The sequence below is a fragment of the Pseudomonas sp. GW821-FHT05H12 genome, from assembly GCF_059419385.1.
Window position 1 is genome coordinate 63,881 of the sequence record NZ_JBWKRS010000015.1, and the last position, 11,462, is coordinate 75,342.

The following is an 11,462-nucleotide window of genomic DNA, read 5'->3' on the forward strand; positions in this document are numbered from 1 at the left end:
TATGCCAACGTTTGCAGAGTGTTTCTGAAACATCGCCTAAATCCCCGCTTTTCCCCCGCAAGCCCCGGTTTTATTGATCTTTGCCCTTCCTGTCAGGATTTTCACAAATGCTGGCCTTTCATCTAATTGTCATATTCCAGACATAGAGTGTTCACACGGCCTACCGATACTTGGCCCCGATCCAACTATCCCTATCTGCTAGGAGCAAGGCATGAAACTGAAGCGTTTGATGGCGGCAATGACTTTTGTCGCTGCTGGCGTTGCGACCGCCCACGCGGTGGCCGCTGGTGTTGACCCGGCAATTCCGGCTTACGCCAAGACCACCGGTGTATCGGGCAACCTGTCCAGCGTTGGTTCCGACACCCTGGCTAACCTGATGACCCTGTGGGCTGAGTCCTACAAAAAGGAATACCCGAACGTCAACATCCAGATTCAGGCTGCCGGCTCTGCCACTGCACCACCTGCGCTGACTGAAGGCACCTCCAACCTGGGCCCGATGAGCCGCAAGATGAAGGACACCGAACTGGCTGCCTTCGAGCAGAAGTACGGCTACAAGCCAACCGCTATCCCGGTTGCCGTAGACGCCCTGGCTGTGTTTGTGCACAAGGACAACCCGATCCAGCACCTGACCATGGAACAAGTCGACGCGATCTTCTCCTCGACTCGTCTGTGCGGCGCCAAAGCCGACGTGAAAACCTGGGGTGACCTGGGCGTGACCGGCGACTTGGCCAACAAGCCAGTGCAACTGTTCGGTCGTAACTCGGTATCCGGCACCTACGGCTACTTCAAAGAAGAAGCCCTGTGCAAAGGCGACTACAAGCCAAACGTCAACGAACAACCAGGCTCGGCTTCGGTCGTGCAGTCGATCAGCTCCTCGCTGAACGGCATCGGTTACTCGGGCATCGGCTACAAGACTGCAAGCGTGAAGACCGTTGCTCTGGCCAAGAAAGGCAGCACTGACTTCATCGAAGACAGCGAAGAAAACGCCCTGAACGGCAAATACCCGCTGTCCCGCTTCCTGTACGTGTACGTCAACAAAGCCCCGAACAAGCCTCTGGCCCCGCTGGAAGCTGAGTTCGTGAAGCTGGTTCTGTCCAAACAGGGCCAGGAAGTTGTAGTGAAAGACGGCTACATCCCACTGCCAGCCAAAGTCGCCGCCAAGGCCCTGGCTGACCTGGGTCTGAAAGAAGGCAACTAAGCCTGCAATACCCTGTGTAGGGGCAGGCTTTTCTGTGGGAGCGGGCTTGCCCGCGATGCTGGCGACGCGGTTCAAGATTGAAATCGTGTTGATGCCATCGCGGGCAAGCCCGCTCCCACACAAGCCTACCTACACCACTATTTTTTAGTCCGCTGCCAGCCCTGCTCCGCGGTGGATTTCTTGCGTCACTGCATTGTCATCTTTCTGTCATACAGGATCGCTAGGGTGTGCGCATGAATGATCTGGCCAATTCCACCATGACGACGACTTCTCCCCCCAAGCGCATTGATTTCAATACGCCTGAGCTGCAACGCAAGCGCCGCATTCGCGCGCTCAAAGATCGCCTGACCCGTTGGTACGTCTTGATCGGCGGCCTCGCCGTCCTCGGCGCCATCACCCTGATCTTCTTCTTCCTCGCCTATGTCGTCGCGCCGTTGTTCCAGGGTGCCTCGTTGACCAAGGAAGACGCCCTCACGCCTGCGTGGATCCAGGACGCCGGCAAGCCGCTGATGATCTCTCTGGAAGAGCAGAACCAGGTTGCCATGCGGGTTTCCGACAAGGGCCAGGCGCTGTTCTTTGATGTGGACAGCGGCGCTGAGATCAAGCGCGTCGACTTGCCGTTGCCGGCTGGCAGCCAAGTGGTGTCCATTGGTAAAGATCAGCCGGGCAGCCCGTTGGTGATCCTCGGTTTGTCCAATGGCCAATCCCTGGTGTTCCGCCACACCTATAAAGTGTCGTACCCGGACGGCAAGAAAACCATCAACCCAGCAGTCGAATACCCTTACGGTGAAACGCCAATCGTGCTGGACGATGGCGGTCGCCCGCTGGAACACGTTGCACTGAACGCCACTGACTCCTCCCTGGTGGTCGCCGGTTCGTCGGGCTCGCACTTGAACGTGCTGTCGCTGAGCCGCGAAGAAAACATGATGACCGGTGAAGTCACCAGCGAGCAGAAGCGTATCGAGCTGCCGCAAATGACCGAGCCGGTGAAGGCGATCTTCATCGACCCACGCCAGCAGTGGCTGTACGTGATCAACGGTCGCGCCCTGGCCGATGTGTTCAGCCTGCGTGACAAGAGCCTCAACGGCCGCTACAAACTGCTCGAAGACGGCGCTGCCGACATCACTGCCAGCACTCAACTGGTGGGCGGTATCTCGCTGATCGTCGGTAACTCCAAGGGTGGCCTGGCCCAGTGGTTCATGGCCCGCGACCCGGATGGCGAGCAACGCCTGAAACAGATCCGCACCTTCCAGATGGGCACTGCGCCGATCGTGGAAATCACCGCTGAAGAACGTCGCAAAGGCTTCACCGCCCTGGATGCGTCCGGCAAGTTCGGCGTGTTCCACAGCACCGCCCACCGCACTCTGCTGGTCGATCCGGTGGTTGATGGCCAAGGCCTGTTCGGCCTGTCGCCGCGCGCCAACCGCGTGATCGTGGAAGCCGGCGGGAAGCTGCAACCGCTGGTGCTGGACAACCCGCACCCGGAAGTGTCCTGGAGCGCGCTGTGGAGCAAGGTCTGGTACGAAAACTACGACGAGCCTAAATACGTCTGGCAATCGACCGCCGCCAACACCGACTTCGAACCGAAGATGAGCCTGGCTCCGCTGACGTTCGGTACGTTGAAGGCTGCGTTCTACGCCATGCTGCTGGCTGCACCGCTGGCCGTTGCCGCTGCGATCTACACCGCTTACTTCATGGCCCCGAGCCTGCGCCGCAAGGTCAAGCCGGTGATCGAGTTGATGGAAGCGATGCCGACGGTGATCCTCGGCTTCTTCGCCGGCCTGTTCCTGGCGCCGTATGTGGAAGGGCACCTGCCGGGCATCTTCAGTCTGCTGATGCTGTTGCCGATTGGCATCCTGGTGGCTGGTTTTATCTTCAGCCGTTTGCCCGAGTCGTTGCGCCTGCGCGTTCCTGATGGCTGGGAAAGCGCGATCCTGATCCCGGTGATCCTGTTTGTGGGCTGGCTCTCGCTGTACATGAGCCCGTACCTGGAAACCTGGTTCTTCGGCGGCGACATGCGCATGTGGATCTCCCACGATCTGGGCATCACCTACGACCAGCGCAACGCACTGGTGGTCGGCTTGGCCATGGGTTTTGCGGTGATCCCGAACATCTACTCCATCGCCGAAGACGCCGTGTTCAGCGTGCCACGCGGCCTGACCCTGGGCTCCCTGGCCCTCGGCGCCACGCCATGGCAGACCATGACCCGCGTGGTCATCCTGACCGCCAGCCCGGGTATCTTCTCGGCGCTGATGATCGGCATGGGCCGTGCGGTCGGCGAAACCATGATCGTGCTGATGGCCACCGGTAACACCCCGGTGATGGAGATGAACCTGTTCGAAGGCCTGCGCACCCTGGCGGCCAACGTGGCGGTCGAGATGCCGGAATCGGAAGTGGGCGGTAGTCACTACCGTGTGCTGTTCCTCTCGGCACTGGTACTGCTGCTGTTCACCTTCATCATGAACACCCTCGCCGAGCTGATCCGTCAGCGTCTGCGCAAGAAATACTCGTCGCTTTAAGAAAGGTAGAAGTCTGTGAAACAGAACTCCCTGAATGGATGGTTCAAGAGCGGCGCCCCCGGCGTCTGGATCAGCGGTGGCGCGGTGTCCATCGCGGTCATCATGACCATTGGTTTGCTGGCGGTGATTGCCGTGCGTGGCCTCGGCCACTTCTGGCCGGCCGACCTGATCCAGGCCAACTACAGCGTGCCGGGTCTGGAAAACCATATCGTCATCGGCGAAGTGGTGCAGAAGGAAGAAGTGCCGCGCGAGCGCCTGAAAAGCGCTGGCCTGCCTGTGCCGGAGCAAGGCCCGGAATTCATGACCCGCGAGCTGATCAAGGTCGGTAACCGGGACCTGAACGGCAACGACTTCACCTGGATCGTCGGCGAATGGTTGAAGGACCAGACCAAGCCGGTCGAGTTGATGGCCATCGAGCGTCGCGAGTGGGGCAACTTCTACGGCACCCTGGTCAACGTCAAGCAGGACGGCAAGGTCATTGCTGAAGGCGAGGCCGCATGGCCTGAGCTGCAGGCGCGTGTCGACCGTGTGAACAAGCTGGCGGCCCAGCTCAAAAGCCTGGAAAAAACCGATATCGGCGCGATCAACGCCGGGCTGGAGCGCATCCGCCTGCACGGTCGCAAGCTGGAGCTGGAAGGCAAGCTCGACGCCACCGCCCAGGCCGACATGGACACGGGTCGTGCCGAGCTGAACAACCGCTATAAAGAAATCGAAGCGCGCCTGGCTGACCTACACACCCAGTTCAACCGCGACTCGCTGACGGCCCGCGATGGCAACGGCAAGGAAGTGGAAATCGGCATCGGCAAAGTGGTGCACGCTTACCAGCCGAACGCCATGGGCACCATGACCAAGATCGGCTTCTACTTCAGCAAGGTCTGGGAGTTCCTCAGCGACGACCCGCGGGAAGCCAACACCGAAGGCGGGATCTTCCCGGCCATCTTCGGTACCGTGATGATGACCTTGATCATGGCGATGATCGTGACCCCGTTCGGCGTACTGGCGGCGGTGTACCTGCGTGAATACGCCAAGCAGAACACCCTGACGCGGGTTATCCGCATTGCGGTGAACAACCTGGCGGGCGTACCGGCCATCGTCTACGGCGTGTTCGGCCTGGGCTTCTTCGTGTATGTACTGGGTGGTTCGGTTGACCGCCTGTTCTTCGCCGAAGCCTTGCCGGCACCGACCTTCGGTACCCCGGGCCTGTTGTGGGCTTCGCTGACCCTGGCGCTGCTGGCGGTGCCGGTGGTGATCGTGGCCACTGAAGAAGGCCTGGCGCGAATTCCTCGCACTGTGCGTGAAGGCTCCCTGGCACTGGGCGCGACCAAGGCGGAAACGCTGTGGAAAATCGTGCTGCCGATGGCCAGCCCGGCAATGATGACCGGCATGATCCTCGCCGTGGCCCGCGCCGCCGGTGAAGTGGCGCCGCTGATGCTGGTCGGTGTGGTGAAGCTGGCGCCGTCGCTGCCGCTGGATGGCAACTACCCGTACCTGCACCTGGACCAGAAGATCATGCACTTGGGCTTCCATATTTATGACGTCGGCTTCCAGAGCCCGAACGTCGAAGCCGCACGGCCACTGGTGTACGCCACCGCCTTGCTGCTGGTGTTGGTGATCGCCACGCTAAACCTGTCGGCAGTGTGGATTCGTAACCACCTGCGCGAGAAATACAAAGCGCTGGATAGCTGATTTATAAGTCAACGCAGAATAAATGTGGGAGGGGGCTTGCCCCCGATAGCGGCGGATCAGAAACAGATGTGCTGACTGACACACTGCCATCGGGGGCAAGCCCCCTCCCACACAACAGCACAGGGAGCATCCCATGCAACACGAAACCCCTACCCACGGCATCAACATGTCTGCCCTGGGTCGCGACAAGCAGAGCCTGAGCCTGGCCCAGGAAACCGTGGCCATCGAAGTCCCGGGCCTGAGCCTGTTCTACGGTGAAAAGCAGGCGCTGTTCGACGTCAGCATGAACATCCCCAAGCAGCGCGTGACCGCCTTCATCGGCCCGTCGGGCTGCGGCAAGTCCACGCTGCTGCGTACCTTCAACCGCATGAACGACTTGGTGGACGGTTGCCGTGTGGAAGGCGCCATCAACCTCTACGGCAGCAACATCTACCGTAAGGGCGAAGACGTGGCCGAGCTGCGTCGCCGCGTGGGCATGGTGTTCCAGAAGCCAAACCCGTTCCCCAAGACCATCTACGAAAACGTGGTCTACGGCCTGCGCATCCAGGGCATCAACAAGAAACGCATCCTCGACGAAGCCGTTGAGTGGGCGTTGAAAGGTGCGGCGCTGTGGGACGAGGTCAAGGACCGTCTGCACGACTCGGCACTCGGTCTGTCCGGTGGCCAGCAGCAACGTCTGGTGATCGCCCGTACCATCGCCGTGGAGCCGGAAGTATTGCTGCTCGACGAACCGTGCTCGGCACTCGACCCGATCTCTACGCTGAAAGTCGAAGAACTGATCTACGAGCTCAAGTCCAAGTTCACCATCGTGATCGTGACCCACAACATGCAACAGGCGGCACGGGTTTCCGACTACACCGCGTTCATGTACATGGGCAAGCTGGTGGAATTCGGCGACACCGATACCCTGTTCACCAACCCGGCCAAGAAGCAGACCGAAGACTACATCACCGGTCGCTACGGCTAGAGCACGCTGGTTCTGATTGCACTGAATGCTGCGGTTCTCCGCACCTTACCGGACGCTCCAAGGACACCCACATGATTAGCAAAGAAGGCCTTACCCATCACATCTCCGCGCAGTTCAACGCCGAGCTTGAGGAAGTGCGCAGCCACCTCCTGGCGATGGGCGGGCTGGTGGAGAAGCAAGTCAACGACGCCGTCACCGCGCTGATCGAGGCCGACTCGGGCCTGGCCCAGCAAGTGCGCGAGATCGATGACCAGATCAACCAGATGGAGCGCAACATCGACGAAGAATGCCTGCGCATTCTGGCCCGTCGCCAGCCAGCGGCCTCCGACCTGCGTTTGATCATCAGCATCTCCAAGTCGGTGATCGACCTGGAGCGCATCGGCGACGAAGCCACCAAGATCGCCCGTCGTGCCATCCAGCTGTGCGAAGAAGGCGAAGCCCCGCGCGGTTATGTGGAAGTGCGTCATATCGGCGACCAGGTGCGCAACATGGTGCGCGATGCTCTGGACGCGTTTGCCCGCTTCGACGCCGAACTGGCGTTGTCGGTGGCGCAGTACGACAAGATCATCGACCGCGAATACAAGACGGCGTTGCGTGAGCTGGCCACCTACATGATGGAAGACCCACGCTCTATCTCGCGGGTCTTGAACATTATCTGGGTGCTGCGTTCCCTGGAGCGTATCGGCGACCACGCGCGCAACATCTCTGAGCTGGTGATCTACCTGGTGCGCGGCACCGACGTGCGGCACATGGGCCTCAAACGCATGAAAGCCGAAGTTGAAGGCACAGCCGACCAAATCCCTAATGTTCCGGGCGAACCTGACGATAAGTAAGGTTGCCCGAGAAATTAACGCCCGGCCTCAGGCCGGGCGTTTTTGTTTGTGGCACATGAATTTTTTGCGCAGCCGGGGCAATAAAGTCCGACTGTGACTACCGAGTTTTGGCAAAATGCCATCAGTCAGGCGTCTTGCGTGCCGTTTATAGGGTGAAGGGTCGATGAGTAAAGTCAGTGTATTGGTGGTGGATGACGCCTCGTTTATCCGCGACCTGGTGAAGAAGTGCCTGCGCAACTACTTCCCCGGGATCAAGATTGAAGATGCGGTAAACGGCAAAAAGGCCCAGGCCATCCTGATGCGCGAGACCTTCGACCTGGTGCTGTGCGACTGGGAAATGCCGGAAATGTCGGGCCTGGAGCTGCTGACCTGGTGCCGTGAGCAAGCCCATCTGAAGGCCATGCCTTTCGTGATGGTGACCAGCCGTGGCGACAAGGAAAACGTGGTCCAGGCGATCCAGGCCGGCGTCTCCGGTTACGTCAGCAAGCCGTTCACCAACGAGCAGTTGCTGAACAAGGTCAAGCAGGCCCTGCACAAGATCGGCCGCCTCGACGCCCTGATCGCCAGTGCCCCGACCAAGATGAGCTCGGCTTTCGGTAACGACTCCTTGAGCGCCCTGACCGGCGGTAAGCCCGAAGCAGTACGCCCGGCACCGGTGGCCGCAGCGGCACCCGCACCGAGCAAAGGCCTGCTCAACAGCCCACCGGTCCAGGCACCTGCTGCCGCGCCGGCGGGCGGTCGTGGCCAAGGCCAACTGCGCTTGTCCAGCGGCAACCAGCAATGCGTGATCAAGGCGCTGAGCATCAAGGAAGCGCTGCTGGTGGTACGCCGTGGTGAAGTCCTGCCTCAGGTACTGGAAAGCGCGGTGCTCGACCTTGAGCAAGGTGAAAACGCCGAAGTGGCGCGCCTCAACGGCTACCTGCACGCCATCGTCGCCTACGAGCCCAAGCCTGACAGCGACTGGCTGCAACTGACCTTCCGCTTCATCGACCAGGACGCGCAGAAGCTCGACTACATCTCCCGCCTGATCGCACGCGGCACGGCGCAAAAGCACTTCGTGCCGGGTGCTTGATCGCCTGGATCAAGGGAATCGACCGACCGTCTGATTCCCGTTGGGCCGCTTGATTTATATCTGTTTCGATATAGCCTCTCGATAACGCGTCAGTGTTATCGAGCCTTTGCTATGCCTTGAAACACACCCGCACCGCCTCTGGCTGAATCGTTGATTAGGCTTCTTCTTTCCAGGAAAGGAGAATTCAATGCCAAGGCATAAGGATGTGGTGTCTCTAGGCAGCTCGCTCAAGGATCTCAAGGAATTCCCTCTCGACGCCCGAAGGGCTGCCGGCTTTCAGTTGGATCTATTGCAGCAGGGTGAACAGCCTTTTGATTGCAAACCGATGAAGACTATCGGGAGGGGCGTCAGTGAAATTCGGATCACTGAGGAATCAGGAGCTTTTCGAGTGTTTTATGTGGTCAACTGGCCAGAGGCCATCTATCTGCTGCATGCGCTGCGCAAGACCACACAGAAAACCGAAGGGCGAGATATCGAGCTGGCTCGCGCCAGGTTGCAGGAGTTAGGTTGAGCCATGAACAATCAAAAAGTTTACGGTGAGCGTTTCAGCTGTGTTTGGGACGCGCTGGAAGATACGCCCCAGCAAGCCGCCAATATGCGGCTGCGTTCAAAATTGTTGTTGGAGCTGTGCCAGGCCATTCGCAGCTGGGAGCTTTCTCAAAAAGATGCGGCACACAGACTGGGCATCAGCCAGCCCCGACTTAACGACGTCCTCACTGGCAAGATCGACAAGCTCTCTCTGGACGCCTTGGTCAATCTATCGGCGGCTGCGCAAATGAACGTGGATATCTGTTTCAACGGGCTGCCAGCCTAAACAAAAGTTGTCATCAAACCGCGCTAACCTGCCGCTCAGTCATCTGGGCAGGTTCACGCTATGCTCGTGCGCTTATTGCTGTGCAGTGGGCTGGCGACGGTCGCTTTGTCGGCCCAAGCCATGACCCTCTACAAATCCACCGATGCCAATGGCGTGGTGTTCTTCAGTGACCGGCATACCCCGGGCGCCCAAGCGTTTGTGATCCAGGAGCGCAGGGTTGAACGCGTGAAACCCCCGATGCCTGGAGTGCCCAAGCCGACTTATTCACCACAAGCCTACCGCTACCCGCTGCCCTGGCGTGGTGGACCGTTTCGCCTCACCCAAGGCCCCAACGGCAACTTCAGCCATACCGACGCCAAAAGCCGCTACGCCATGGACATCGCCATGCCCGAAGGCACGCCGATCATTGCGGCGCGCAGTGGCATGGTGGTGAAAACCGAGAACGAGCAAGTCGGGCGTGGCAATGATGCGTCAGGGAATTTTGTGCGGGTGCGCCATGACGACGGCAGCGAGGCAGTGTACCTGCACCTCAAGCAAGGCTCAGTGAGTGTCAGGACGGGGCAGCGTGTGAGTGTGGGAAGCCCACTGGCGCTGTCGGGCAATACTGGCAACAGCAGCGGGCCGCATCTGCATTTTGTGGTGCAGCGCGCCACGGAAGCGGGGCTGGTATCGATCCCGTATGAGTTCAACCAGCCGGTGGGCACGCTGCCCAACTTTGCAGCAGGCCTGTAGGAGCCCGGCTTGCCGGCGATAGTGACCTTGGGAACTGTGATGTTCTCACGGGCCACATCGCCGGCAAGCCGGGCTCCTACAGGGGGTGTTTAGTCGAGCAGCAGGACCTTGGCCAGCACGATTTTCGGGCCTTTCATCTTCTTGATGATGATGCGCAGGCCTTCCACTTCCAGCACTTCTTCCTCTTCCGGCACGCGCTTGAGCGTGTCGTAGATCAGGCCGGCCAGGGTTTCGGCTTCGATGTGGTCCAGGTCCACGCCCAGCAGGCGCTCCACCTTGAACAGCGGCGTGTCACCGCGCACCAGCAACTTGCCCGGCTGGTACGCCAGGATGCCGCGTTCGGCCTTGCGATGTTCGTCCTGGATATCGCCTACCAGCACTTCCAGCACGTCTTCCATGGTGAGGTAGCCGATGATCTTGCCGTCGGCCTCTTCCACCAGGGCGAAGTGAGCGCCGCCTTTGCGGAACTGCTCCAGCAACTGGGACAGCGGCATATGCCGCGATACGCGCTCCAGCGGGCGGGTCAGCTCGGCCAGGTTGAACGATTCCGGGATGTGGTCCAGGGCGGCCAGTTCCAGCAGCAGGTCCTTGATGTGCAACAGGCCCACGAACTCATTGCGGTCGGCGTCGTACACCGGATAGCGGCTGAATTTGTGGCGACGGAACAGCGCGAGGATTTCCTTGAGCGGGGCATTGAAGTCCAGGGTCACCAGGTCTTCCCGGGAGTTGGCCCAGTCCACCACTTCCAGCTCGCCCATTTCCACGGCCGAGGCCAGCACGCGCATACCTTGGTCGCTCGGGTCCTGGCCACGGCTGGAGTGCAGGATCAGCTTGAGTTCTTCGCGGCTGTAATGGTGTTCATGGTGCGGGCCAGGCTCACCCTGGCCGGCAATGCGCAGGATCGCGTTGGCGCTGGCATTGAGCAGGTAGATCGCCGGGTACATGGCCCAGTAGAACAGGTACAGCGGCACCGCCGTCCACAGCGACAACAGCTCGGGTTTGCGGATGGCCCAGGATTTGGGCGCCAGCTCGCCGACCACGATGTGCAGGTAGGAAATCACGAAGAAGGCGGCAAAGAACGACACGCCCTTGATCACTTCCGGCGATTGCACGCCCACGGCGCCCAGCAGCGGCTCGAGGATGTGCGCGAAGGCCGGCTCACCGACCCAGCCCAGGCCCAGGGAGGCGAGGGTGATACCCAACTGGCAGGCCGACAGGTAAGCGTCGAGCTGGCTGTGCACGGTGCGCAGGATCTGCCCGCGCCAACCGTTCTTATGGGCAATGGCCTCGACCCGGGTGGCACGCAGTTTGACCATGGCAAATTCCGCCGCAACGAAGAAACCGTTGAGCAGTACCAGGATCAGTGCAAAAAGAATCATGCCGAAGTCGGCGAAGAGTGTGGCGAGGGTGATACCAGGGGAAGGGTCCATGATGGGGTTTTGCAGGTTCCGTGTGTTCAATAAGGGGTGGCAGGTGGGCCGCAAAGGCGGGCGCAAGTCGGCCAATGTAGCGGCTGACGGGGCGCTTGCCTAGTGCCCGCTGCCGGGTGGGGCCTGCGGAAACGATACAAATCCAATGTGGGAGCTGGCTTGCCTGCGATGGCGGGGTGTCAGTTGGCATATTTGCAGCTGACTCACCGCC

The 11,462-nt window shown here is 60.3% G+C and carries 10 protein-coding genes; 9 read left to right on the top strand and 1 reads right to left on the bottom strand.

Annotated features, from left to right (window positions below):
- The first annotated feature begins 211 nt into the window (after positions 1–211).
- The 9 genes from AC07SU_RS15260 to AC07SU_RS15300 all read left to right on the top strand — a co-directional run bounded on the left by AC07SU_RS15260 (position 212) and on the right by AC07SU_RS15300 (position 9,821).
- On the top strand, positions 212–1,198 hold the full coding sequence (locus AC07SU_RS15260) for a phosphate ABC transporter substrate-binding protein PstS (RefSeq protein ID WP_053258707.1): 987 nt from the start codon (positions 212–214) through the stop codon (positions 1,196–1,198).
- A gap of 485 nt (positions 1,199–1,683) precedes the next feature.
- On the top strand, positions 1,684–3,717 hold the full coding sequence (locus AC07SU_RS15265; protein WP_176994671.1) for an ABC transporter permease subunit: 2,034 nt from the start codon (positions 1,684–1,686) through the stop codon (positions 3,715–3,717).
- A 15-nt stretch (positions 3,718–3,732) separates the two neighbouring features.
- Positions 3,733–5,403 (top strand): phosphate ABC transporter permease PstA, encoded by a 1,671-nt coding sequence (pstA, locus tag AC07SU_RS15270; RefSeq protein WP_176994501.1) that lies wholly within the window; start codon positions 3,733–3,735, stop codon positions 5,401–5,403.
- A gap of 133 nt (positions 5,404–5,536) precedes the next feature.
- Complete coding sequence (gene pstB, locus AC07SU_RS15275; RefSeq protein WP_176994500.1) at positions 5,537–6,370, top strand: phosphate ABC transporter ATP-binding protein PstB; 834 nt, start codon at positions 5,537–5,539, stop codon at positions 6,368–6,370.
- A 71-nt stretch (positions 6,371–6,441) separates the two neighbouring features.
- Positions 6,442–7,203 carry a phosphate signaling complex protein PhoU gene (gene phoU, locus AC07SU_RS15280; protein WP_176994499.1) on the top strand — a complete coding sequence of 254 codons (762 nt, stop codon included), beginning with the start codon at positions 6,442–6,444 and terminating at the stop codon, positions 7,201–7,203.
- 163 nt (positions 7,204–7,366) lie between these two features.
- The gene (locus AC07SU_RS15285; RefSeq protein WP_494997508.1) at positions 7,367–8,275 is read left to right on the top strand and encodes a response regulator; all 909 of its coding nucleotides are present in this window, start codon (positions 7,367–7,369) and stop codon (positions 8,273–8,275) included.
- Positions 8,276–8,462: 187 nt separating this feature from the next.
- The gene (locus AC07SU_RS15290) at positions 8,463–8,786 is read left to right on the top strand and encodes a type II toxin-antitoxin system RelE/ParE family toxin (RefSeq protein WP_494997509.1); all 324 of its coding nucleotides are present in this window, start codon (positions 8,463–8,465) and stop codon (positions 8,784–8,786) included.
- 3 nt (positions 8,787–8,789) lie between these two features.
- Positions 8,790–9,089, top strand: a complete 300-nt coding sequence (locus tag AC07SU_RS15295; RefSeq protein WP_494997510.1) for a helix-turn-helix domain-containing protein — start codon at positions 8,790–8,792, stop codon at positions 9,087–9,089.
- Between the two features lie 60 nt (positions 9,090–9,149).
- Positions 9,150–9,821: a peptidoglycan DD-metalloendopeptidase family protein gene (locus tag AC07SU_RS15300; protein ID WP_494997511.1), complete on the top strand. Its 672-nt coding sequence runs from the start codon at positions 9,150–9,152 to the stop codon at positions 9,819–9,821.
- An 89-nt stretch (positions 9,822–9,910) separates the two neighbouring features.
- Here AC07SU_RS15300 and AC07SU_RS15305 read toward each other — a convergent pair whose 3' ends face one another.
- A complete protein-coding gene (locus AC07SU_RS15305; protein WP_078739814.1) occupies positions 9,911–11,251 on the bottom strand; it encodes a hemolysin family protein in 1,341 nt (446 codons plus the stop codon).
- Positions 11,252–11,462 lie beyond the last annotated feature (211 nt).

Coding starts and splice junctions, on each gene's coding strand:
- AC07SU_RS15260 (WP_053258707.1), top strand. CDS start 212: ATGAAACTGAAGCGTTTGATGGCGGCAATGACTTTTGTCGCTGCTGGC.
- pstB (WP_176994500.1), top strand. CDS start 5,537: ATGCAACACGAAACCCCTACCCACGGCATCAACATGTCTGCCCTGGGT.
- phoU (WP_176994499.1), top strand. CDS start 6,442: ATGATTAGCAAAGAAGGCCTTACCCATCACATCTCCGCGCAGTTCAAC.
- AC07SU_RS15285 (WP_494997508.1), top strand. CDS start 7,367: ATGAGTAAAGTCAGTGTATTGGTGGTGGATGACGCCTCGTTTATCCGC.
- AC07SU_RS15290 (WP_494997509.1), top strand. CDS start 8,463: ATGCCAAGGCATAAGGATGTGGTGTCTCTAGGCAGCTCGCTCAAGGAT.
- AC07SU_RS15295 (WP_494997510.1), top strand. CDS start 8,790: ATGAACAATCAAAAAGTTTACGGTGAGCGTTTCAGCTGTGTTTGGGAC.
- AC07SU_RS15300 (WP_494997511.1), top strand. CDS start 9,150: ATGCTCGTGCGCTTATTGCTGTGCAGTGGGCTGGCGACGGTCGCTTTG.
- AC07SU_RS15305 (WP_078739814.1), bottom strand. CDS start 11,251: ATGGACCCTTCCCCTGGTATCACCCTCGCCACACTCTTCGCCGACTTC.